The organism is Lapidilactobacillus achengensis (assembly GCF_003946655.1).
GTDB lineage: Bacteria > Bacillota > Bacilli > Lactobacillales > Lactobacillaceae > Lapidilactobacillus > Lapidilactobacillus achengensis.
The window spans coordinates 197181-221145 of sequence record NZ_RHOV01000001.1; the positions used below are offsets into that span (position 1 = coordinate 197181).

Annotated in this window: 25 protein-coding genes and 1 tRNA gene; 7 read left to right on the top strand and 19 right to left on the bottom strand. The window is 51.5% G+C overall.

Features of this window, described 5'->3' with window-relative positions; all coding sequences use genetic code 11:
* Window positions 1–416: 416 nt before the first annotated feature.
* Window positions 417–665 (bottom strand): hypothetical protein, encoded by a 249-nt coding sequence (locus tag EKM94_RS00865; protein ID WP_125596062.1) that lies wholly within the window; start codon window positions 663–665, stop codon window positions 417–419.
* 417 nt (window positions 666–1082) lie between these two features.
* Between EKM94_RS00865 and EKM94_RS00870 the strand changes: the two genes are divergently transcribed.
* On the top strand, window positions 1083–2414 hold the full coding sequence (locus EKM94_RS00870; RefSeq protein ID WP_125596065.1) for an N-acetylmuramoyl-L-alanine amidase: 1332 nt from the start codon (window positions 1083–1085) through the stop codon (window positions 2412–2414).
* 239 nt (window positions 2415–2653) lie between these two features.
* Here the strand turns inward: EKM94_RS00870 and EKM94_RS00875 are convergent, their stop codons facing one another.
* The 9 genes from EKM94_RS00875 to EKM94_RS00915 form a co-directional block, all read right to left on the bottom strand.
* Complete coding sequence (locus tag EKM94_RS00875) at window positions 2654–3160, bottom strand: hypothetical protein (RefSeq protein WP_125596068.1); 507 nt, start codon at window positions 3158–3160, stop codon at window positions 2654–2656.
* A 209-nt stretch (window positions 3161–3369) separates the two neighbouring features.
* Window positions 3370–4041, bottom strand: a complete 672-nt coding sequence (locus EKM94_RS00880; RefSeq protein ID WP_125596071.1) for an HAD hydrolase-like protein — start codon at window positions 4039–4041, stop codon at window positions 3370–3372.
* Window positions 4034–4483: a D-aminoacyl-tRNA deacylase gene (gene dtd / locus EKM94_RS00885; protein WP_125596074.1), complete on the bottom strand. Its 450-nt coding sequence runs from the start codon at window positions 4481–4483 to the stop codon at window positions 4034–4036. Before dtd ends, EKM94_RS00880 begins: the two co-directional genes overlap by 8 nt.
* 327 nt (window positions 4484–4810) lie before the next feature.
* The gene (locus EKM94_RS00890) at window positions 4811–7033 is read right to left on the bottom strand and encodes a RelA/SpoT family protein (protein WP_125596076.1); all 2223 of its coding nucleotides are present in this window, start codon (window positions 7031–7033) and stop codon (window positions 4811–4813) included.
* Window positions 7034–7117: 84 nt separating this feature from the next.
* Complete coding sequence (locus EKM94_RS00895; RefSeq protein WP_125596079.1) at window positions 7118–7462, bottom strand: hypothetical protein; 345 nt, start codon at window positions 7460–7462, stop codon at window positions 7118–7120.
* A gap of 105 nt (window positions 7463–7567) precedes the next feature.
* Window positions 7568–8371 (bottom strand): RsmE family RNA methyltransferase, encoded by an 804-nt coding sequence (locus EKM94_RS00900; RefSeq protein WP_125596082.1) that lies wholly within the window; start codon window positions 8369–8371, stop codon window positions 7568–7570.
* Entirely contained in the window at window positions 8371–9261 is an 891-nt protein-coding gene (locus EKM94_RS00905) for a 50S ribosomal protein L11 methyltransferase (protein ID WP_125596085.1), read from the bottom strand. The genes EKM94_RS00900 and EKM94_RS00905 overlap by 1 nt, the downstream gene beginning before the upstream one ends.
* Before the next feature lie 11 nt (window positions 9262–9272).
* Window positions 9273–9806: a DUF3013 family protein gene (locus EKM94_RS00910; RefSeq protein WP_125596088.1), complete on the bottom strand. Its 534-nt coding sequence runs from the start codon at window positions 9804–9806 to the stop codon at window positions 9273–9275.
* Complete coding sequence (locus EKM94_RS00915) at window positions 9803–10105, bottom strand: hypothetical protein (protein ID WP_125596091.1); 303 nt, start codon at window positions 10103–10105, stop codon at window positions 9803–9805. Before EKM94_RS00915 ends, EKM94_RS00910 begins: the two co-directional genes overlap by 4 nt.
* A 302-nt stretch (window positions 10106–10407) precedes the next feature.
* Between EKM94_RS00915 and EKM94_RS00920 the strand changes: the two genes are divergently transcribed.
* On the top strand, window positions 10408–10707 hold the full coding sequence (locus tag EKM94_RS00920; RefSeq protein WP_125596094.1) for a hypothetical protein: 300 nt from the start codon (window positions 10408–10410) through the stop codon (window positions 10705–10707).
* A 438-nt stretch (window positions 10708–11145) separates the two neighbouring features.
* The gene (locus tag EKM94_RS00925) at window positions 11146–11802 is read left to right on the top strand and encodes an SDR family oxidoreductase (protein ID WP_125596097.1); all 657 of its coding nucleotides are present in this window, start codon (window positions 11146–11148) and stop codon (window positions 11800–11802) included.
* A gap of 298 nt (window positions 11803–12100) precedes the next feature.
* Here EKM94_RS00925 and EKM94_RS00930 read toward each other — a convergent pair whose 3' ends face one another.
* The gene (locus tag EKM94_RS00930; protein WP_125596102.1) at window positions 12101–12292 is read right to left on the bottom strand and encodes a hypothetical protein; all 192 of its coding nucleotides are present in this window, start codon (window positions 12290–12292) and stop codon (window positions 12101–12103) included.
* A gap of 66 nt (window positions 12293–12358) precedes the next feature.
* Here EKM94_RS00930 and EKM94_RS00935 point away from each other — a divergent pair, with 66 nt between their 5' ends.
* Window positions 12359–12838 carry an aminoacyl-tRNA deacylase gene (locus tag EKM94_RS00935; RefSeq protein WP_125596104.1) on the top strand — a complete coding sequence of 160 codons (480 nt, stop codon included), beginning with the start codon at window positions 12359–12361 and terminating at the stop codon, window positions 12836–12838.
* A gap of 149 nt (window positions 12839–12987) precedes the next feature.
* Window positions 12988–13305, top strand: a complete 318-nt coding sequence (locus tag EKM94_RS00940; RefSeq protein ID WP_125596107.1) for a DUF960 domain-containing protein — start codon at window positions 12988–12990, stop codon at window positions 13303–13305.
* A 337-nt stretch (window positions 13306–13642) separates the two neighbouring features.
* Here EKM94_RS00940 and EKM94_RS00945 read toward each other — a convergent pair whose 3' ends face one another.
* The 8 genes from EKM94_RS00945 to EKM94_RS00980 form a co-directional block, all read right to left on the bottom strand.
* A complete protein-coding gene (locus EKM94_RS00945; RefSeq protein WP_125596111.1) occupies window positions 13643–14233 on the bottom strand; it encodes a DEAD/DEAH box helicase family protein in 591 nt (196 codons plus the stop codon).
* Window positions 14234–14463: 230 nt separating this feature from the next.
* Window positions 14464–17544 (bottom strand): DUF3800 domain-containing protein, encoded by a 3081-nt coding sequence (locus tag EKM94_RS00950; RefSeq protein ID WP_164511040.1) that lies wholly within the window; start codon window positions 17542–17544, stop codon window positions 14464–14466.
* Window positions 17545–18229: 685 nt separating this feature from the next.
* On the bottom strand, window positions 18230–19024 hold the full coding sequence (locus EKM94_RS00955) for an SAM-dependent methyltransferase (protein ID WP_125596117.1): 795 nt from the start codon (window positions 19022–19024) through the stop codon (window positions 18230–18232).
* 293 nt (window positions 19025–19317) lie between these two features.
* A tRNA-Ser gene (locus EKM94_RS00960) sits at window positions 19318–19403 on the bottom strand.
* A 166-nt stretch (window positions 19404–19569) separates the two neighbouring features.
* A complete protein-coding gene (locus EKM94_RS00965) occupies window positions 19570–20124 on the bottom strand; it encodes a hypothetical protein (RefSeq protein WP_125596120.1) in 555 nt (184 codons plus the stop codon).
* The gene (locus EKM94_RS00970; RefSeq protein WP_125596123.1) at window positions 20111–20536 is read right to left on the bottom strand and encodes a DUF4373 domain-containing protein; all 426 of its coding nucleotides are present in this window, start codon (window positions 20534–20536) and stop codon (window positions 20111–20113) included. Before EKM94_RS00970 ends, EKM94_RS00965 begins: the two co-directional genes overlap by 14 nt.
* Before the next feature lie 483 nt (window positions 20537–21019).
* Window positions 21020–21649, bottom strand: a complete 630-nt coding sequence (locus EKM94_RS00975) for an MIP/aquaporin family protein (protein ID WP_318531094.1) — start codon at window positions 21647–21649, stop codon at window positions 21020–21022.
* A 232-nt stretch (window positions 21650–21881) separates the two neighbouring features.
* A complete protein-coding gene (locus EKM94_RS00980) occupies window positions 21882–22763 on the bottom strand; it encodes a LysR family transcriptional regulator (RefSeq protein WP_125596130.1) in 882 nt (293 codons plus the stop codon).
* Window positions 22764–22860: 97 nt separating this feature from the next.
* On the opposite strand from EKM94_RS00980, the gene EKM94_RS00985 reads away from it, so the two are divergent.
* On the top strand, window positions 22861–23406 hold the full coding sequence (locus EKM94_RS00985; RefSeq protein WP_164511041.1) for a chromate transporter: 546 nt from the start codon (window positions 22861–22863) through the stop codon (window positions 23404–23406).
* Entirely contained in the window at window positions 23407–23961 is a 555-nt protein-coding gene (locus tag EKM94_RS00990) for a chromate transporter (RefSeq protein WP_125596136.1), read from the top strand. It abuts the gene before it with no gap.
* Window positions 23962–23965 lie beyond the last annotated feature (4 nt).

Sequence of the window (23965 nt, forward strand, 5' to 3'; positions counted from 1 at the left end):
TTTTTCATCGGTTTGATATTCGCTTACTAATTTACACGTCTAGTCAGCAAAAGTCAAGACTGGCAACGTTTTCACGGTGACAAATCGTCTGAATTTTGCGCTTAGCGATGCCCGACATTGGGAAGCGAAACCAGCTTCCAAAACCTTGGGTAGCTAGGCTAATGATCAGAAGTTGTCCAAGTCGATTCACACTCTGGCGTTGGTGGGCTGTTTACTAGTTGGCGGAAGGTCGGGCTGGGGGTGAGTCAGCCGCGATATTATTCTTGGCGGCTCTGCCGCCTAGAATAAGGCTCAGCTTTGAGATTTTCGGTGCATTTCCGAAAAGCTCAAAGTGACGCCCGCCGCGTTCCACCACCCCCAGCCCGACCTGGAGCCCGACCACACTTGCCCGACCCCCTTTTAGCCAAACGGAATTATCAGATCTCCAATTCTGGAAATGACGCGTGAACTTTCGCAAGGAATTCCGCGGTCGGTTCAACCCCAAACTGATTCAAACTATCATAAAAATCGGCCTTGGTCGGCAGTGTGCCCGACATCTTCTGCGAAATGGCCAACATTGCTAAGACTAGATTCTCAGCGTTATCTGTGGGGACGTAAAGCTGTTCAGCGCTTGGATCTTCCTGGCGCTGAATATCTTCACGCGGATCCTCATTTGGTTTCACCATATCATCTGCTCCTATCTCATCTTTTTTAGATGATGGCTCCAGTTTTGTCACTATTTATTGGATTACGCGGGTTGGCGCACCCGCAACGGCCACTGAGGTGTGCTTGCCGTCAACGCCAATCCCATGGCCGATTCTAGCGGAAATTGTCAGAATGTCAACAAGCTAAATCCGATCAGATTACCCCAAACAGCTTCATTCTGATCTCGATCCGCCTAAGAACAAGGTGCTAACGCTGGCGTTTTTCTCAGCATGCAGCCGGCATCTCAGCTCATTTCAACCCGCGCCCCAGAATAATCCCAACCATTTTTGTTAAAAATGAGGTCAGTAGGCGCAAAACGACCTTAATCATGGTAAAATCAAACTAGGTAACGCGAACAGCAGACGGTTCCCTGAATAAGGCGTAAAGGAATGGCGCGAATGAAAAATTTCTTACATAAACTGTGGCAGTGGCGGCTCACATTGATCGTGGTTTTGGCGATCATTGGTTCGATCGGCACTTCGATCGTCATGGCAAACTCGCAGCAAGTCGTGGTCCAGGCGAACGTGCTTAATGTGCGCAAGGGCCCAGGACTGGCTTATGATGTCACCGCCCAAGTCAAAAAAGGTCAGCGCTTGACCGTGATCAGCGAGCGGAATGAATGGTACCAAGTGCGACTAAGTGAAACTTCTGTCGGTTGGGTCGCCAGTTGGTTGATCAAGAACACAGAAGTCAGCGCCACCGCCAATCGGATCGGGCTGATCGATCAAGGTGACACCCCGATTTACGCCAGCAATGAGCTCAACACTCAGCCGCTGAAGCAGCTCAACGCCGGAGACAAGGTCACGATCCTCTACCAAGAAGGCGATTGGCTCGAGGTGAAATATCAAGATTCAGTCGCTTGGGTCCAGAAGACCAAGGTCAAGATCACGGATCAAGTAGAAAGTAACGCCAAAACCACCAATATCGGTGATACCAGCGTTCTACCGACGAAGGCTGAGGACCAAGTGGCCGTTGTCGACACTGACAACACGGCTTTACGGTCGCAACCGAATACCAGCGCCAATGTGCTGGAACATCTGCCGGCCAAGACCATCTTGACCTATGTCAAAACCGTCGATCAATGGTATGAAGTCAAAACCAAAGCGGGCAAAACCGGTTATGTGGCCAGCTGGGTCGTCTCCATGGCCAACCGGAAAACGCTGGAGGACACCATGCCAAAAATCGCCTCAAATCTGGCCGAAGCGACAATCGTGCTGGATCCTGGTCATGGCGGCAATGACGTCGGCGCCCTCTCCCAAAGCGCCAAATATGAGAAGAGTTACACCTTGGCCATCGCCAACGTGATCGAATCCAAATTGAAAGCCGCTGGCGCTAATGTGGTGCTGACGCGGACCGATGATAGCTATCTGGATCTGGCTCCGCGGGCCCAGGCGGCCAATCAACTGAAGGCGGACGCTTTCATCAGCTTGCATTTTGATTCCAGTGATACCGTCAATTCCGCCACCGGGATCACCACCTACTACTACCATGACAATCGTGACAAGAAACTAGCGCAACTACTCAGCTCGCAACTGGGCAACCTGCCACTGACCAATCGTGGTTATGAGTTTGGCAACTTCCAAGTCTTGCGCGACAATCAACGACCGGCCGTCCTGTTGGAACTGGGTTACATCAACAACAGCAAGGACTTCCGCTATATCACCAAGAGCAGTTATTACAACAAAGTTGCCAACGACATCGTGATTGCTCTGACCAATTACTTCAAATAATTCCTCGTTTCCTGTGGTCATAGCATCCAAGCCGAGTTTTGCAGCCGCGCGTTGACCGCTTAACCAGATAAAATCATTTTTGATCGTAAAACAAACAAGGTGTCCATCAAATCGATGGGCACCTTGTTTTAACGATCAAGAAATTCGAATCCACTCACGTTCAAAGAATCGAGGCCGGTTCAGACAAAAACAGAAAAATGAAATAAAGCCAGTCGTCAGCCTCTATCTGCTGATTTCAATCAAAAAAGATGTGAATAATAATCTAAGATCGGGACATCATGTTTCAGTAAGTACTGGCCAATCCCGCGATCGATAGCGGATTTCGATTTATTGGTGATCCCAGGCAAGGGAAAGACCACAAGCAGACGCTCATCCCACTTCTTTCCTAGCTGATCGATCAGGATGCCCGAAGTGTTGTATTGCCATCTTGATTGACGACCGGGATCGTTGTAATTCGCAGGATCAGGTGGGATGTCGAAATTACAATCATTTCCCGATGCGACAACGCCAAGGAACTTATCCATCGTGAATTTAAGCCAGACGATGTGATTGACCGCATTCAAATCATTGTCCCGCTTTATTGCGTTGTAATCCAGCGCAGCATTCTTGGTAGCTTGATCCACTTTGAAATCAGTCATGATCGGGTGTGCGACTTCTGGCAGATCGATTTTCCCCAAGAACTCATTGATTAACTTAACGATCACATCAACGGGCACAGGGGTTAACCGCGCCTGTGCCTTTGCCATCGCTAACCTCGACAAATTCCCATAATGAACTGAAGCTCCAACGGGGGTTGGTCGCTTCTGAACCAGATATTGATCCATTTCTTTTGAAAATTTCAACAGATAGACCCCCCATTAGCTGCAGAACCAGCTCATTTCGACAGATGCAAAATTTCAAAATCACACCGCAATAAACGCCCCTAAAATGGATCCAGACATTATTTCTGACTAGCTCAAAACTTCCTGACTAGCTCAAAAAAATCCCCCGGCTCGGCCGCGGTCAACAACGGTGAGATCGCGGCGATCTGATCAACAGTATAAGTTGCCATTGGCGCGTCGGTGAAATGATCAGGGTCGAAATAAATCGTTGGCAGCGTGGCGGCGGTCCCGGCCTCAATATCCAACCGTCGATCACCGACCATCACCGTTTGCGCTGGGTGGAGCCGGTGTTGTGCCACCAACGCGTTCAGCCCCGTCGGATCAGGCTTCCGCGGGAAGTCGTCGTCAGCGGTGATCCCCCCGGCAAAATACTGCCAGAGACCATCTTGTTCCATTTGGGCAATCGCCTCATGATTGTTGTGGGTCTCCAGCAAATTGACACCACCGGCCGCCACAACTTGGCGCAACACGGCCGCCACCCCGGCAAATGGTTTTACAACCAGCGCGTCTGGCGCCCGCATATAAGAATGAAGCCGCTGATTGACTTGATCAGCAGGGATCCCATAAACCTGTTGGTAATAATTCAAGGCGAAGCGGATCGATTTGATTTTGATCAGCCGATACAATTCGTCACGATTCAAGCTCGTTTGCCCGAAATCAGCCAAAGCCTGGTGCAGGCAATGCAACATTTTCGGGTAGGTATCATACAAGGTCCCATCATAATCCCAAATCAAGTTCTTAATCATGGGATACCTCCAAATTAATCGTCACCGGTCCATCATTCACCGCCATCACCGTCATGTCCGCACCGAATTTGCCGGTGCGGACCGGTTGAGCCAGCAGGCTTGCCAGAATGAAATTGAATGCTAAGTAGCCGGCCTCGGCTTGGTCCGGTTTAGCGGCGGCGGTGAAACTCGGCCGATTCCCCTTGCGCGTGTCCGCGTATAGCGTGAATTGGGAAATCGAGAGGATCTGGCCGCCAACCTGTTGCACGTTCAAATTCATTTTCTCCTGATCGTCTTCGAAAATCCGTAACTTCGCGATCTTGTTGGCCATTTTAGTGAACTCGGCCGCGGTATCCGTTGGCGCGATGCCCACAAACAGCACCAACCCCCGCTGAATTTGACCGATCACAGCGCCAGCAACACTGACATTAGCCGATTTGACCCGTTGTAAAGTGACTCGCATATCTAAAAACTCCCATCTACAAAGTTGATCTCTTGGTATTCGATATCCTGGTATTCGACATTTTGAAATTCGATATCTTGGTATTCAATATCTCAATGTTCGATATCTTAAAATTCAATATCATAGCATTCAATATCTTCATATTCGACATCTTGTTGAAATTCCTAATCTTGGAATTCTGTCTGCTGACCCCTGTCCGTCTTGCGCCGCTGCCATTCTGCCCCACGAAAAAAGCGCCTGGCCAGATGAGAACTCATCGGTTGGCGACTTTGTTCGTGACTGTTGGCAAATATTGGCAAATTTAGACACTAGCTCTCGCGGTCAGCCCTAACCTTTGGCGCGCTTGACTTCATAAACATCGGGAATGTTCTTCAGGCTATCAATGATCCGTTCCAAATGTTGGGCGTTGCGCACGCCGACGGTAACGTAGATATTGGCCATTTTGTTGTGGTCGACGCGGCCATTCACGTTATTCAGATTCTTGCTTTGCGAATTCAAGGTCTGCAAGACTTCGTTGAGCAACCCACTGCGGTTGTACCCGAAAATCTCCAGATTAGCCAAGTAGGATTGGGTCGTGTCGTCAACTTCATCCCACTCCACTTCGATCAAACGCATCTCGTCTTGTTCATTCAAAATATTGGGACAATCCGCGCGGTGGATCGTCACCCCGCGTCCTTTCGTCACATAACCAACGATCGGATCACCAGGAACTGGATTACAGCATTTGGCCAAGCGGATCAAGAGATTATTGACCCCTTGGATCACGACCCCGCCTTCGTGTTGGATCTTGAGTTTCTCGTTACTATCCTTCGGTTTGGTTGGAGTCTTCGGCGTGGTCAAGATTTCTTCAGCTTGTTGCTTCTGCAGCTCTTCTTCTTTTTCCTTGCGTGCCTTTTCGGTCAAGCGGTTGGCGACGACTTGCGCCGAGATCTCACCGTAACCCACAGCGCCCAGCAATTCCTCATCGGTATTGAAATTAAAGCGACCCAGCGCCTGACCCATGTGATCTTTATCCATGAATTGCTTGGCCGGGTAGCCTAATTCTTGGAGCTGCTTCTCCAGCAATTCGCGGCCACGATCAACGTTGACATCTTTTTCCTTTTGCTTATAAAAACGGCGGATCTTGTTGCGGGCCCGACTTGTAAACGCGATCGTCGCCCAGTCTTTACTTGGTGACGCCGAAGTTGAGGTCAACATTTCGACAATGTCACCATTCTTCATCTGGTAGTTCAGCGGCACGATTTTGCCATTGACCTTGGCGCCGACGGTATGGTTGCCGACTTCGGTGTGAACCAAATAAGCGAAATCGATCGGCACCGAGCCTTTCGGTAATTCGTAAACATCACCCCGAGGCGTGAACACGTAGACTCGGTCACTGAAAATGTCACCCTTGACACTTTCCATGAAGTCCTTGGCATCTTCGGATTCATCCTGAATTTCCAAGATCTCCCGGAAAATATCCAATTTCTGACCAGTGGCGTCTAGATGGATCTCATCTTTAACGCCTTCTTTGTACGCCCAATGCGCCGCGACCCCATACTCGGCCACTTGGTGCATTTCTTGGGTGCGGATCTGCACTTCCAGCGGCTTCCCTTGCGGCCCGATCACCGTGGTATGAAGTGATTGGTAACCATTGGCCTTGGGCATGGCGATATAATCCTTGAACCGACCTGGTAATGGTTTCCACTTGGTATGGATCGCGCCTAAAACAGCGTAGCAATCTTTGATCGAATCCACCACGACCCGAATCGCCAACAGATCATAGAGTTCGTTGAATTGTTTATGCTGGTCGCGCATTTTTTTGTAAATCGAGTAGATGTGCTTGGGCCGGCCATAAATTTCATACTTCACGTTCAGCTCACTCAACGCCGCCTTGATTTCACCAATGGCTTCGGAAATATAGCTTTCCCGTTCGCCACGCTTGGAGTTCATTAAATGGACGATCCGATAATATTGTTGCGGATTCAAATAATGCAGGGAAATATCTTCCAACTCCCATTTGATCCGACTGATCCCTAACCGATCCGCCAAGGGCGCATAGATTTCCAAAGTTTCATCGGCGATCCGGCGTTGCTTATCCGGGCGTAAATGTTGCAAGGTCCGCATATTATTCAATCGATCCGCCAATTTTACCATGATCACGCGCAGATCTTTGGCCATGGCCAGTAACATTTTCCGGTGATTTTCCGCCAGTTGTTCTTGGTGCGACTTGTATTTGATCTTGCCGAGCTTGGTCACGCCATCAACGATGATCGCCACGTCTTTGCCAAACAGCTCTTCCACATCACCCAAGGTTACATTGGTATCTTCCACCACATCATGCAAATAGCCAGAGGCCACCGTCTCTGGATCCATATGTAATTCCGCTAAAATTCCCGCGACTTGGACAGGGTGAATAATATAAGGTTCCCCTGACTGTCGCTTTTGTTCCCGATGAACATACGCCGCGAAGTCATAGGCTTTCTGCACGAAAGCCAAATGATCCTGATTCATATATTCTCGGCAAAGTTCCATGACTTCATCTTGAGTCAAGACACGTTCCTTGGACATCGCCATCATCCTTAATCTTTAATCAATCGTTGTTGCCGTCTACCCGTCTACCGCAAGTGCCAAACGCGCCTGCAAGCGCCAAGATCACGCTTGGGCATTAGGTTGAGGCGTCACCACATAGATGATGATCGCCAGCAACAGGTACATCCCCACTAACCAATAATTATATTTCGCAAACCGCCACCACACGCTCAAAGCAAAGATCGCGGGAAAAGCCAACAACCACCATTTCGCAAAGTGCGCCCGCTTGATCACCACCGCGCTGACGATCACCAGCAAGGGATCCACGATCAGAAACAAACTGATGATGCGGTGCACCGTGGAGACATGAAGCCAGCTCGTCAATAACGGTAACGGGAAACAAACAATCAAAGCCACCGCTAAGAAGATCAGCATCGGCAAGGGCAAGATTTTTTTTATTTTTGTCATCGGTTCAACATTCATTCCTATTCATCTTGATCGATACACGATCATTATTCGCGCGCTCACAGACAGCGCGTCAACGGCCAAGCAGTCCAAATCCAGCAGACAGACCTACCTTGGCAAAGTCTCGACCTCAATAGCATAGCTTAAACTGCTGAGAAAATAAAGAGGCGCCGTTTCGGTTCGCAAAATCCGCGGGCCCAAACCCACACTTTGCACGCCGCGAGCGGTTAAATCGGCCACTTCCACCGGCGCCAAGCCACCCTCGGGACCGAAGATCATCCGCACTGCTGGCCGATCAGTCGGCGGGACCGCCGCTTCATGGGGCAGCGCCAACAACTGTTGCCGTAGCGTCTGAAACGCTTGGGCCAGCGCGAGATCCTGTTGGCCGTTTTTCACAACTTCCTCGTACGCGACCAAATTCAGACCGACACTCGGCAACGGCGCCAACGTAGGCCAATATTCGACCTGGGGAATCAGGCGGCGATGAGATTGTTCGGCGGCGCTAGCGGCGATCTGTTGCAAATGAGCGACTTTCTTGGTCACTTGTTCCGGACGCCACCGCATGATCGACCGCTGCATCGGACAGAAAATGATCCGCGCCACGCCTAACTCGGTCGCTTTTTGGACGATCAACTTGGTTTTCTCACCTTTGGGTAACCCGCAAATGATGGTCGCCTGAACCGGCAATTCCGTGTTTGGCAAAGCCACTGCGGCCAGTTGAACACTAAAACTGCTGTTGGCCGGGTCAATCGCTGTGATCGTCGCCGCGAAGCCCACCTGATCTGACCCAACGAGCTCCAGCGCCGCGCCGATCTCCAAACGCAAGACGCAAATCACGTGTTGATAAGCCGCGCCAGTTAACACCAACTGCGCCGCCGGCATCAAGGGTCGTTCCACAAACAAAAGCTGCATTAGGCCACCTCCGTTTTGCGGCGACAATTTAGGCAAGACCACGGTCCCTGACTCAAGGTCAGCGAACTGACGAAGCCTGCCGCCGTCAGGGCCGCTGTGATTTTCGGTAACTGTTCAGCGATGATCCCCGTCAAAATCACCTGACCATCAACCGCCAAATGATGATCAAGTTGCGGAATCAACGGCAACAGCGCTTCAGGCAACATATTGGCGATGATCAAGTCCGCTTGACCTACGATCGGCGTTAGTAAGCTCCCCGCGTACAGTTGGATCTGATCCGCCGCTTGGTTTAGCTCAAGATTCTTGCACGTGAAGGCCAAAGCGGCCTCGTCCAGTTCCGTTGCCTGGATCGTAGCCGCGCCCAGCGACTTGGCCACCAAACTTAAGATTCCTGACCCGGTCCCCACATCGAAAACACGCATTTGCGGACGCATGGCCAATTCCAACGCCGCCACCGCAAGCTGAGTCGTCGGGTGCATCCCCGTCCCAAAAGAACGACCTGGATCCAGGCGAATCACGATTTCGCCGCTTGCGGTGGGCTGATAAGGTTCCCACTGCGGCACCACCGTAATGAAGCGGGTCAAATGCTGCACATGATAGTAAGCTTCCCACGCGGTTGCGCTGGCCTGACCATCGATCTGCCGCGTTGACAAATGCCAGGGCCCATGGAGAAAGCCCTCCGTTTGCAAGTTTCCTAACCGCGCCGTTACCGCCGCGACAAACTTATCTAATTCTTCATCCGCTGGCAAGTAGGCCAACACCGCCGTGGTGGTTGCCGCGGTTTCTTGATCCAAAATCTGCACCCCGCCAGTCCCCAACTCAATCAATTGGTTGGCAATCAAATCCAATGCCGCCGCAGGACAATCAATCCGAATTTGTTCCCAGTTCATCTTGCCACCGCCTAATATTTAGGATAAGCGTAGAAGCCACTGGCACCATTCTCCCGCGCCGCCGCTACCGCCGCTTCAAAAGCCGGTTGTGACCAAGCTAATTGAAAAGTTGCCACTTCGAGATCCGGATCCAAGAAATCCAGAAAATCATTCATCCCATCGTCAAGCAAATCGCCTAAGTAAGCCATCAACCCTTGCAAAACAGCCTTCTCGATCCCCTGCCGCCCGGAAAACGGCACCGTCGCCAAGTAATTGTCCGCGTAATCCGCGCCGTCTACTTTTTGGTCGTCATAAATCAGGATCGCGTCATCATAACTGACTTCCTCAGCCTGAGTGTCTCCCTCTTGGTCTTCAATTTCCAGTTCATTGGTCTGGCCTGTCATCAGAATTTCGATTTCAAATGAACGAATCTCCTTGTCCCAATTAATATTCAAATCCCCAGGAAAATCACTTTGTTCGATCTGCTCATCTAAATAGCTTAGAATATCCATATTATTGCGCTCCTTTTTCCGCTCCGCGCGGATCTCCGCATTCGAGAATGTCACTGTTCGACCTTGCTTGTGCTGCTGTTCCTATTATGACACAGAACCGCCCTTCTCACCACAAAAAACAAGTCGAGAATCCGGGATGATCGTTTGAAGCCAACCTGGAAAAGCACGGTTGCCGGTTCAGATTTTTCGTCTGATTGCGGATATGATGGGTTTGGGTGGGGACGCAACCGGCTGGGACTGCTGTTGCGGACTGGAACGTGGTGGGCATCGTTTTGAGCCAATCCGCAAAACCCGCGGCTTGTCTCAAAATCGAGCCTTGTCCTAAGTGGCAAAGCCGCCAAGGACAATTTCACCACTGAGCCGCGCAGTCCCAGCCGGTTGCTAGGCAGTATTGCGTCAATCTGCAGTCGAAGCGAAGGATTTGACGAAGTGGTTTGGCAAGCTAGAGATCAAACAATTATTCTTTTTTTTGGGGGGGGTGGTACGGCAATGCCAACTGATTTGGATTAGGAGGTCGGGATATTTTGCGTAGGCCAAACATTTCTACTTGTTTCCTTAACAATCACTGGTTGGAAACCGACCGATTCGGCTGCTTCATCAAGAACTCGCCTTAGTTCATCAGACCGACTGTACTGGTGTCACCCATTTAAAGCTGATGACCACTAGCCACGGTCGTCAATTTCGTGGCTCCCCATCAATTGACCATAGCTTGCCGGTCGGCGTGAGTGCTCAAGCGGCTGTTATAACGTTGAGCGGCTGGAGCGGAGAAATTCGGGGTGAGATCGCCGTGAAATTGTCCTTGGCGGCTTTGCCGCTTAGGACAAGGCCTGATTTTGAGACAAGCCGCGCACTTTGCGGATTGGCTCAAAACAGCGCCCACAGCGAGCTCACCCCGAATTTCGCAGCGCAAGCGAGCTCACCCCGAATTTCGCAGCGCAAGCCGCGGCCAAAATAGAAACGTACTCCACACAAAACGTGTTCGCCGACCTAGCTTCTTTCGCTTAGCCTATCAACTATTCTGGGGGCATAAACCAGCCTACAAAATAGTTGATAGGCTAATGCTCAGAAGCTGACCCTGGGCGTTGGCGGAAGGTCGGGCTGGGGGTGAGTCAGCCGCGATATTATTGTTGGCGATTTATCGCCTACAATAAGGCCGAGCTTGAAGATTTTCGGTGGTTTTCCGAAAAGCTTCAAGTCGTGCCCGCAGCGTTCCACCACCCCCAGCCCGACCTGGAGCCCCACCAAATCTGCCCACCACCAACGCCACGCGCAGCGCAAGCTGCGGTCAACCTACTTTTGCCACCTGTCAGTGGCGCTCCGAAAGTGTAATCACTAAACAATTTCGTTCTTTTAGCTTAGACTAGAATTAGTAAATGATAGGAGGACTTCGAATATGAAAGTATTTGTTATCGGTGCCCATGGTCAAATTGGCCAAAGAACAGTTGAGAAATTAGCGGCTCAAGGTGATCAAGTCACAGCAGGCGTGCGCAAACCGGCAACTCAGGCCGTTTCAACCGCAAAAAATGTTAGTTATGTCGCCTTTGACCTAGACTGGCCAGTCGCGAAAATGACGCCTGTACTCGAACATCAGGATGTAGTGATTTTCACGGCAGGATCAGCTGGTCAGGAGTTGTTGAAGATCGATCTTGATGGCGCGATCAAAACCATGAACGCCACCGAAAAGGCTGGGGTCAAACGCTATTTACTCGTTAGCTCTGTTGATGCCAACCATGCCGAGAAGTGGTCAGGTAGCCTGCACAACTACTTCATCGCCAAGCATTACGCGGATGAATGGTTGACTCACCGGACCCATTTGGATTATGTCATTATTCGGCCCGTGGCCTTGACCAACGATGCTGGTTCTGGCGACGTTAACCTTGACAAAGGTAGCGATTTGTCCGCCAGCGTGAGCCGGGATAATGTCGCCGACTTGTTAGTCAAATTGACCCACCGTCCGGAGTTGAAACGTCTGGAAATCACGGTTTCCGATGGGAGTAAATCACTGGATCGGGCCATTGATGAACTAAGCTCGGCCGCTTGGGATCTCTAGGTCGGCAACGGATTTTGCGTCACACTAACCAGACAGCGGATTCCGGGCAGTGTCAACGCTAGCCCCGCGACGAATTTGGCGCGGTTGCGTCTCCACCTGGAACAAGCTAAAATAAAGATCTGAACGACAAGGCGCAACAAGAATGAAACAATGGATGTGACGCTTTTCATTGATGGAATCAGGCTTGAGCGGCGGATCGTTGACCGGCACGCCTAAGCAAGCAAAGTTAACCGGTCCAGCGAAAGAATAAACATGAAAAAAGAGACTGGCGCAAAACAATGTTTTGCCCCAGTCTCTCCTAGGTTTCCTGCCGATCTTTGCCTGATCCGTGAGAAACAGGTTGATTCGGCCGGGGATAGCTGCGTGTGTACTTCTTGAAATCTTGCTGGACTTGCTCCAAGTGCTGGGGATCTTGCCGCACCTGACGCATCATTTTAGTGAAATCGAACTCAGCTTCATCGGTCGATTTTTTCTTTCTGAAAGCGAACATGTTCCTCACCTCTTGCCCATTATTATAGTGAGCGCGCCGAAAAAATGCTAGAATTAAGGTGTCTAAATGAGTAAACGTAAGAATAAATTACCAAAGACCTTGGTGGAAAAGATTCTCGATCGCGCCAAGATTCCCTATGAACAACTGGAATTCACGCTAGGCCAGTCCCACGAAGCCGATGAGCAGCAGCTGATTTACAAAACACTGGTGCTCCACGGAGAGAAAACAGGGCCGTTGGTCGGTGTGATCCCGATCAATGCCCACTTGGACGAACGCAAGCTGGCCGCCGCTTCCGGCAATAAACGGGTTCGCATGTTACCGCAAAAAGAACTAGAACAGACAACCGGTTATGTCCACGGGGCCAACACGCCGATCGGGATCCATGAACAACACCACTTCCCGATTTACATTGATCAAGCGGCGCTGGCGCACCCAACGATGACCGTTTCCGCCGGTAAACTAGGGCGCTCTGTCCAGTTGGCTCCGCAAGATCTGATTGATTTCGTCGAAGCAACTGTCACCGATTTGACGGTTGCTCCTGAATAATCAGCAATTTTGAGCTACCAATTCTGTTCCTGCTTATTTTGTCCCGACGGCCTTGGCCCGACTGTTCTTTCGCCACAGTTCTTTCATGACAATTATTTCCAACTGCTTTTTCACGACTGAATGTCCACCACTGAAAAGAGGTTTTGTCCATGTTTCAAGCAACAGATAAACGTTTTGCCACCATCGCTGTGGCCAGTCAACTACCCGATGCCCTGATCGACGCGCTCTGGCTGATTATCGATCACGATCTTCAAGGTGTCTTCCCGCTGAAAAATCTGCTCCAATTTTCCATTGCCGCAAATGACCAGAACAACGTCCAAATCAGCTTCGACTCAGAAACCACCGGCGACCAAATCGCGATCGATACGCAGGCCGCCTATCACACCAGTTACCCCGAAACGGTGCTGGCCTACGATGATGGGCACTCCCAAACGATTCTGTTGCCCTCCGATGTTGACCAGGACTGACCTACGCACTGAACGTGTTGGGTCACACCAAACCGGTCCGAAGCAGGAATCCGTCAATACGTGTTCAGCAACCTGGTTAATGGGTGGATGCATCAAGACCACCGCCTAAATCAGACGTAAATCAGAAAAGAAGCTTGCCCAATGTTTAATTGATTAGGTAAGCTTCTTTTTTGTCGTTGGCGCGCCGAGTCTCATCAGATCCAGCCGAAAGCATACATAAGAATGCGCATATAATTAATTTTTTAGTCTTAATCGTGCAGATAATTAAATGCTATTTGACAGCACTTTGCATTATACAACGATTCGTATGTAAGCTACAACGAATATTATTCGGCGATTAATGCTGACCGATCGAAAAATGTTGGCAAATCTGTTGGGCCACAATGGTGGGCGCTAAGCCTGTGTTGTCCAGCACCAAGCAGTTTACTTGGGGAAACAAGCGCGCCAACTCTCCTGGCCGACTGGTCAAGCGATATTGGGTCACACTTTCGCGTAAATCTTGCTCCGACGCAGCCAAATCCCGCTTGGAAGGCTTTGCCGCCAGCCGATGCTCACTGCGATTACGCTGCAGCCGGACCGCCAAGTCTGCTTGCAACTCCACGAAATAAACGGGCTCGGCGGCAGTGAGGAAAATCGTGCTGATTTCTTGTAGGAAATCCAAATCATCCTGACTATTGAAATCGATCATCACCGTGAAAATAATGGTGTCCACTGGATTGGCCGCTGGATCGGCTACGAAAGCCCGAAAGAGTGCCTTCCGTGTTTGATCCGACAACTGGAAAGTGCGCCGATCATAACCAAGATAATTGGCGAAAAGATCAAGCGTTTGGTGATTGAACAACAGACGGCCATTCAGCGCCGGCACCAAGGCCTCGCCAACCGTCATTTTTCCCACCGCTTGAGCGCCAATTAGAACAACTAAACTCATCAGTTTCCCTCCCAGATGTGAAAGATAGCAAGCTATCAAAAGTTGCAGAATTGCTAAAAATAAGAAATACAAACGTTAACACAACATTTGGTCAAAAATCATTTGGTGAAAATAGCTGATCTCCCATTGAACGAATTGGCCGGACGTCAACCCAATCACCTGGGCAACAAAACCATGACCACAGATCCGTCATGGTTGGCTTAAAACTAGTTTAACAGAATTTGATGGACCTAATCAATTTGGCGGATTGTCCAAGGATGACGACGCGCGGTGGTTTCTGAATCCCCTGCCGGCGTTGGTTTTACCGGTTGGCCCGGCTTTTTGACTTGCTGGCGATGTGCCGGCTGCTTGGATGGTTTTGATTGATTTGACTTTGATTGATTTGACTTTGATTGATTTGACGCTGACCGCTGAGCTCGCCGCTGTTCCGATTGTGACTGACGTTGCGCAGTTTGATCGGGTTGTTGACCACTTTTCCCACTGGTGTGTTGCGGCTGTTTCTGCGGCTGGGCCACTGGCCGTGATTGGGTGGTAGATGAGGATTGTTGCGGCGTTGATTGGGTCCCGTTTTGGGCCTTAATTGGTTGGTTCTGGGCATGACGCGGTTTGGCTGGCTGGGTGCGCTGGGCGTTTTTGGCGGAACGTTGTGTCTTCTTCGGTTGGGGGACCGCCACTGTTTCAGGCCTTGCCTTCTGCTGACCCTGATTCTTGGCTTTAACGGTCTGAGTCGAGGTTGCCGAGCCCTTCGCTTTGGCCGCTTGCGACTTGGCTCCTGATTTTCGTGCAGTTACTGGAGACGAAGATTGGCCCGCTTGACGCGCTGGCCGCTTGGCTGGATTTTGACCTGCCGGCGTGGCGTCCTGGTGGGAAGCTGGTTGGCCAACTTTTTTGGTCGCAGGCTTGCTGGCCGACTTAGCGCGCTGTTGATTTGCTGGTGAAGACTGCTTAGGGGCGTTAACACGCGAGCCGACTGGTCGGGGCGCGTGCGTCTTAGTCCCCTGCTGAACTGGTTGTTGCCCTGTTGGCTGGCCAGACTTGGCGGGAGCCTGCTTGTGAGGCTGTGCTTTGATGGCAGCCTGACCCTTGACGGCAGATCGAACCTTAGCCGCTGGTTGAGCGCTGGCCTGGTTGACGACCGCCTTACCAGTCGCTTTTGCTTTTGAGGGGCGGTTGTTGGTTGTCTGGCGAGCAGGTGTTGATTTGGCGCCTGGCGCGGTCGCCTTGCTCGCTTGATGCTGCTTCGCGTTGGTGATTGAGGCGTCGGTTGATTTGGCCGTTGACACTGGCGCCGCGGAGCGTTGGCGTTTGCGGGCTTGTTTGACGGATGGTTGCTGTTTGGGTGGGACTGCTTGGGTCGGCCGCGCTGGCCCAGAAGTTGCCGTTTGTTGCGCGGTCATCTTGATATGGATCAATTGTTCTTGCGTGGAAACGGCTGGTGTAATCGGACGAATCGTCCACCGATGCGGCTGAATCTGCTTCGTCACGGCTGATTTGGCCGCCGTGGTCGCCGGTTTTCGTGATTGGGATTTAGGCTGGTTACGGCGATTAGACTGACTGCCCGCCGCAGTTGACCGAACTTGGGATTGGCTTGGTAATTGATCCTGCAACGATGTGGCGGCGGACTGGCCACGTTTTGCTGCTGGCTGGCCGCCGGATCGAGCGCCGCCTTGTTGCGCCGCACGCTTGTGGGGCTGACCCTGCCCTTGTTTGCTACCTGTTGGTTCTGTCTGTTTGGGCGTTTGGGTAGCGGACCCGGACTTAACTTGCTTCTGCGCGGCTTGGCCTGATTTAGTTTTTGCCTGGGCTGAACCGGCTTTAGCGCCTATTTTCCGTCCTGTTTTGGCTGTCGTTTTTACTCGCAGCTGGGAATTGCTCTCGTTGGCCGCTGCGTGGGGCTGACCGGTCTTGACTTGATCTGCTTTCACTGCTTGTTTCCTCATTTTCTCATTGGTCTGCTTCTTGTTGGTCTGTTCCTCGATAACCTGTTCGTTGTTGGTTTGTTTCCCATTGGCCTGTTTCTTGGTCAAAATCGTTGACGTCGGCGGCGTCGATGTGTGTCGCTTCTGGCGCTGCCGGTGTTTACGCTGGCGCTGCTTACTGGTCGGTAATGGTGGCGCGACGGGTGCGGTTTGGGCCTGACTGGCTACCTGCCTAAGCGGGGTGGCCACCGGTGCTTGCGGCTGAAGTTGCTCAGCTGACGGTTGACGCTTAGGGTGATTACGACCACCCCGTTTATGGCGGCGTTTACGCGCTGTTGGGTTCGGTTGCGCCGCAAGTGTTGGCGCCGAATCTGCCGTAGCCGACTTCGTGGTTGCCGCTGAGTGCGCCAACTTACTTGGCTGCGGTTGCGCTTCGGGAACCAGCGCGGCACTGTCTGTCCGCTTCTTCCCGGTTGGTTGAGTCTGCGTCGTTGACATGGCGGTCGCTTTCGCCTTTTTTGCGCCCGTAACTTTCCGCCTAGACGTCGCCTGGGACCGCGCCCGCTTGCCGGTTGGTGTGGCGCTGGTTGGCGCGCCCACCGATTTACGGCCAGCTTTTTGGTCAGCCTGGCCGTTTGCGTCTGGGACGAGGGCAGTGATTTTGGCGGTATTTTTGCGAGCGGCACGGTGACGTTTCCGCCGCGGCTTAGCTGACTGGCTCCCGTTCTCGCCGAAAACAGCCTGTGGAAGCGTGACCGTTTGGCGCAGATTTTTATGCAACGCCGTGTAGGCCCCTTTTTTCTGCGTCTCATAAAAATTATTGATCGCGTTCGCCGCGAAATCGGCGGCCTGGATTCCATAATTAAGTTGGGACTCGTAATAACTGATCGTCACGGTTAGATCAGGACGCTGCATTTCGAAGTTGAAATGGATCCGCAAATGATCCGCCAAGGAATTCTGACTACCATCTTTCAGGGCCCGTTGATCCAATTGGGTCAAGAGCTCAGTGATCCGCGGTTGGGTCGCAACGATTTGATCCAGCAACAACTGGACCCAGTAATCGTAAGAACTGTTTTTGCTGGCGAAATCGGTCACCGGTAAATGCCGCTTATCCAAAATCAACGCATAGATTTGGATTTCTGGCGTGAGTACCTGCCGTAACATGGTTGCTCGCTCTTTTTGGTTCAACGCTGCGGCCTTGACCTCGTTGTTGGGCCATTTTTTCGTTGGGCTGCTACGACGAAAGCGCTCGGCCGCGTTCTTTTGACGGCGGCGCAAGCCTTTCATCGCCTCGGTCGTGCCAACAACGGCGGCCAAGGTAAAATAACGGCCCTGATCTTGGCCCAGATTGCCGGACTCATCGATGTATACCGTTAAAGTTTCTGTTGTCATGATGTTCATCTCACTCAATTCATCTCATTAGTGTGCTATTCAGTTGTGCCGTTGGTTGTCCCCTGCCCTGTCAGTTCGCGGTTAGCAAGTCAAAATCATGCCGGCAGGGGTCAGCTTAATCCTCAGGCTAAGCCAATCCTGGCAAGCGGCGATTTTGACCGCGGGCACCCGGTGTATGTTCAAATTGCACCGCCAAATCACGCTGGCAATATAGCGAAGCCAGGTTAAAACAGCGCTGGTAATCGCGCGATCATCCCCACTGATCAGGGAACACACGCTGATTCATGGAAAACTCCGTCAGGGCGCAAACAATCCATCAACGAACTCACGTGACGAAATCCGCCAGCATCGCTCAGACCAGTCAGCTTAACCCGCTTCAGGTTCAGTTGCTCAAGCTAGGCGCCGCTATCGGGAACCTCGCTAGCTTAATTTAGTTTCTAATAATATGATACCCCAAGTTCAGGTAAAAAGGAATTTTTACTGGTAAACAACGCCGGTAAACGAGCTAGCCACCAGATCGAGCGCCGTGAGAAGAGCGTCAGTTGGTTTCAGGGAAAAGTCACGCGTTTTTGAAGCCTCAGGACGATGGTTTAAGCCGCTAGCGCCCTATTGCTCGCTTGTCAAAATGAACAGAACACTTGGACCCTTAAATCGCTCAGGAAATCAAGATGGACAACACCAGACACTAGTGCGAATCGCTTTCTCTGGATTCGGCGCGCCCCTCTCTGTTTTCGTCGGGCTTACGCGCCACGATCATAAATCGATCTTCGAAAGTTGAGACGCTCCCGTTCGCCTCAATCAGCTGACTAAGTTGCTTCAGTCGAGGCAGGCAAGTCGCTACCGAGAAATTTGGAAATTCCCAAGGAATCACGGTGGCATAATAGACGATCGCGCCCACATCGAAGAAACTCATTTTGCTATAGGCCGAATTCTGTTGCTCAATCTGCAGACCGGCTTGCTGCAAGCGCGCGCAGGCGTCGATCAGGGTATTGTCGGGATACGCCGGGCTGTAATTGGGGTCGAGGAAGCGCGACAAGGCGAAATTATTGGTCGCGCCCACCTGCTGGGTAATGAAAATCCCACCGGCGCGTAACTTGTGGGCCGTTTCCCGGACTGGCAACGCCCCATGACTGTTGGTGATGATATCAAAGTAATCAGCTGGCACCTGGGCCAAGTCTTCGTTTGGATCGGGAATCACGGTCACACCGGAAGTGGCATATTTCGCGCGCAAGAGCTGTAAATTTGGCCCCCAGCCTTCCGTAACCACCGTCTTATTCGTGGGATGCCCAAAGCTGTCCATTAGTTCACCGCCTCCAGTATCAACATCAAGCCACATCAGCTCATCCTTAAGATTAGCCTTGACCACAGCCTGATAATCCCAAGGTAAAGGCTCATTTGTCCAGCGGCCGTCAAGATGGCTGAAATCCCACCCGTGCATCGCTAACTGACTTTCCGCCTGCCATTGTTCAACTTGATCCATTTGCTGATCCTCCGTGTTCTGGTGATTTTGTTTTGATAGACCCTGGTCAAAATAGTAATCCTTTTCCATCATTGCCACAATGGTACAATGATCGCCATCCGTGGACCGCACCTTTAAAAATCCTTGAACGTGATTTAGTAGAGACCTCTGTGACTGCACTTCAGGCATTATAGCGAGTGTGCTACTTACCCTAGTTTGTCCGAGTCGTACAAAAAGCAACCAAAAAGAAAACCCCGCAATGCCTTTATATCAGCATTTCCGGGGTCCATCAACAAGCAATGAAGTACTATGAAAGGAGAGTACAGGAATTGAACCTGCGCGCCGTGTTACCGGTTCGCCGGATTTCGAGTCCGGTGCATTACCACTCTGCCAACTCTCCACAACTCAATTAGTATACCAAAGAGTTGCCGCTAAATTCAAGTCAGTTTTTTAAAAAAATCCTTCGGCGGCAATTTCTGAAAAAGTCCACGCAGGCTGAAACGTCATTGTGGTAATCCCTGGACCCCGCGCCAAAAATCAAGCGCACCTTCATTATCTCATTGATTCTACTGAGCTTCCTGCGCTTCCTGCTCCCGCAACCAAGAGGGAATGATGACCTGAGCCTTCGTTGGCACTTGCGATCGCGCGGGGCGCTGCTGTTGGGCCGCCATTTGGTCGAAATGTTGGCGGAATTTTTTGGCATCCAAGATCACGCTTTGCCAAAAGGAATCTTGCTGCGACCAGGCAATCAGCTGTCGCAATTCTGAAACCGCACGTTGGTCCACCGTCAACATTTGTTGGAAAACTTCGGCCCAGGTACCGAGATCAGGTTGACGTAAGCGCGGCAAATGTTGGCGAATTGCCACTAACAGTTCCTTGGCCAACGCTTGCGCTAAAGGTGAGCTTGGGGCGGTGGCCGTTTGGGGCTGAGCCGCGCCTTGGCGATTGCCGCTAAAGCTGGAAACGGCAAGCACGGCACTGGATTGATCATCAGCAACTTTAGGAACGGATGGGCTGCTTTCGCGAGTACTTTTCTGATACTCTCTTTTGGTCTGGTTTGCTATTTCTTTACTTTGGGGATTGATCACCTGATTTACCTTGTTCTCGTCAGGAGCTAGCACATTGGCAGCCCTCCGCCGGCACGTTTCCCGGTAATAAAACCAAGTCGGCTCTCAGCGAATGGTCCATTTTTTGATAGGCGGCCTTGGCATAGCGCGCCTGAATGCCATGGGATGTCAGAATTCTTTGATCTTGCCACAACTGCTGGGCAAAGAAGCCCACCGCCGCGGCGCGTGCCACCGTATGCAAAACCAGCTCCTCGCTGACCCCCGTATCTTCGGCGATCATAAAGCAAACATCCTCATCCCAAGCCAAATAGTAGCCCTCATCTTGATACACATGGGCCAGCACGCAAAGCAGGATCAACGGCGCCTGATCGCCACAACTCCGACGAACTTTACGCACCTTCAAATCTTGCAAGAAATTTACATCTAACGGGAAATAATCGATTCCCTTCTTAATCGGTCGCGCCATGATTCTCCCTGCCTTCTTCGCCAAAACGCGGTTCAATTCAGCCCGCGTTCATTATTTTGAAACGTGTGCATCGACCTAGCTTCTTCCACTTAGCTACGCAATGGTTCCGAAAGCACAACCAAGCTTTCATAACCATTGCTAGGCTAATGCTCAGAAGCTGTGCAGGTCGATTTACACTCTGTTTTTCGAGGAATGGTTCCTCTACTAATAGTAACGTTTGAGCGGCACGTTTCCGGCAATCGAAATTAAATTTAATGCGCGATCAATCCTTGGAGCGTAGCAAATATCGGGTTTCTCAGGCAGGTGGGCTAATTTCCCAGAACCCAAACCCACAAAAAACGACCGGTACCATCCTGACTCGTCACCAAAACGTTGATGACGCCAGACGGTACAAGTCGTTGAAATTGTGTTTAATGTTCTCAAATTCTGATGCTCATCCCAGTCACCTGCCAAGTGCTAAGCGCTCCCGCGTGCAGGCGAAGTTTAATCCTCTTCTGTTCCTAAGGCTCGTCCGGCAAAGGCCGCCAGCACCCCACCTAGTAATGGCGCTAGCAGATAAACCCAATAATGAGCCAGAGCAGTACCGCCAGCGAAGATCGCGGGGCCGAAACTCCGCGCAGGATTCAAGGAGCCCCCGGTGACATTTAGCACGGTGATGATCAGCAAGCCCAGCGTCAACCCGATCGCCACTGGCGCCATTTGACCGGCGCTATACTTTTGGCTGGTCACCAATAAGATCACCAAGACGAAAATAAACGTAATCAAAGTCTCGGCAACAAAGGCCGTGGCCGCGTTGACTTTAGGAAAATCGGTCTGCCCCAAGGAATTTCCCGGTTGGCCTAATCCAATCGTCCACCATTTGACAATGCCTGACGCGGCGGTGGCGCCAAGAAACTGCGCGACAATGTAACTACAGCCGTCCTTGATCGATAAGCGCCCATTGACCATCAAGGCCGTGGAAATCGCGGGATTGAAATTCCCGCCGGAAATCGCGCCAACGGAATAGGCCATCACCGTCACCGTCAGCCCAAACGCCAACCCAATCGTCAAAGCATCGCCTTTCGCTAGAACCACCGAACCAGTTCCGACGAAGACCAGCATAAACGTCCCAATAAACTATGCCAAATATTTCTTCATGATCAACACCCTCTTCGTTTAGATAGCTATATTATACTGTATCCGAAGCCAGAGTGACCAGAAAACGCTTGGAAAAATCATTTCTATTTTCTTATTCGAATGATAAATAGTTTTTGCCAACCAATTAGCACCTGTGACGCTGACCAAACGTCCAAGAATCGGTCAAACCAACTTGATCAATCTGATCAAGCCGGCTTGCGTGCACCGGTCAAGCTAACATCAGTTCCGCAAAGCAAGCAATCAAAGCTTGAACCGCGGCGGTTTGAGAGCGGTCCTTCAATGTCACCGCATAATTCTGCGTGCTCATTTGCGGGGCGTTGACTTGCAGGCGTTGCAGCTGATTAGTGGCAAAGTAAGGCTGACACAATGGTTCTGGGAGCACGGTCAAGCCTAGCCCGCCACAGGCCGCGTTGATCAAGACTTCGGTATTGACGCTTTCAATCATGGGTGTGACGGCTAAATGTGCCTGCCACATCAGCGCGTCGAAGCTATCCCGCAGTGAACTGCCCCGCTCGCGCAACAATAAGGGCACCTGCACCAGTTCGGCCGGTGTCCAAGAAGTTTCCCGCCAAAAGGTTGCCTGTGGGCTGGCCACACAGAATAAGCGGTATTTTGACAAGGGCTGGCGCACAATGGCGGCGTTCGTCCGGAAGCCCTCGATCAAAGCGACGTCGATCTCGCCGTTGAGTAGTCGCTGCTGAATCTGATCCACGTTTTCCGCGTATATTTTCACAGGGGTGTGGGGATATTGGAGCTGGAAGTTTTGCAGCGCTGGTGTCAGGGCTTGCGTGCCAATGGTCAAGCTCAGCCCCAAGGCGATCGGCGCTTGTTGGTGGCGTGTTTGCTTGAAATCAGCCAAGTCTTGATGCGCCTGGACCAGCTGTTGTGCTTGCTGGCGAAAAGCTTGGCCGTCGCGATTTAAGACCAGTTGACCCCGAACGCGATCAAACAAGTTCAACCCCAGTTCCTGCTCCAACTGACTGATTGTCTTGGAGACGGCCGGTTGCGACAGATAATAGCGGTGTCCCGTTTGGGTTACGGATTTGGTTTCGCACACACTGAGAAAAAGACGCAATTGACGCAAATTCATTAACGCACCTCATAACTTTTTTGATATGGTCGAATGACTAAAGATGTATTTTTGGTTATCATTTCCACCTGCTACACTGGACTTAAGGAGTGATCAGATGTCAAAAAATTGGCTTTTATTCAAAACTTATTTACTGGCGGGGAGCCTGACTTTTTCAGGTGGGATGGCGATGCTGCCCTTGGTCGAACGAGAATTATGCATGAAACATGCGGTCATCAGTCGCGCGACCTTGCTAGAATACAGCACCCTGGCCCAAACCTTTCCCGGCGTGATCGCGCTGACCAACGCCTGTTTCGTCGGCCGCAAGATCAATGGCCGCCGCGGCATGCTAGCAGCGGGTCTGGGCGCGGTTCTACCCGCTTATGTGCTGATGTCAGCGGCAACCATCCTTTATCAAGTCTTGCCTAACTCCGGACCGGTCATGACCGCCTTGGCCGGCATCCGAGCCACCTCCGCCTCGTTTCTCTTCGTGGCCGCCTTTGATCTGGCCCGGCATAATTTGACCGACCGGTACTCTTGGTTGCTGGCCATTGCGGCATTTTCCCTGACGATCACCAACCTGGTGGGCGCCCCGCTTTTGATTCTAGGCGCGCTAGCTTGCGGGCTTCTCCAAGCCGGACGGCAACAACAGGAGGCCAAGTAAATGCTGACACGGTTGTGGTGGACTTTTCTGAAAATCGGCTGGCTCGGCTTCGGCGGCGGTTATGCCATGTTATCCCTACTGCTCAACGAGATGCGCCAGTTAGGGCTCAGTATGGCGCAATACGCCGATTTGAACGCGCTGGATCTACTGATCCCCGGCCCGATTGCCATTAATTCGGCCACTTATTTGGGGCAGATCACCGCCGGCTTTCCTGGGGCCTTAGTCGCTACTTTAGCGGTTTGTGTCCCCTCAATGGTGCTGGTGCCACTCTTCATGCGCCGCGAAGCGCTGATCCGCCGCAACCCTTATTTGGCGCAAATGCTGACGGCGGTCAAAAAAGTTTCCGTCGGTTTGATTTTCGCGGTGGCCTTCTCGCTATTACTCAGCACCACCATGGGGATCGATGACCTAAGTCAGTGGCGCCAATTCCACATAGAACCCTTGAATCTATTGATCATGGCGGCCGCCTTGTGGCTCAACGCCCGTTACAAAATCAATCCAATTTGGTTAACCCTTGGGGCAGGTGTCGTGGGTTGGCTCAGCTTTTATTGGTGATTTG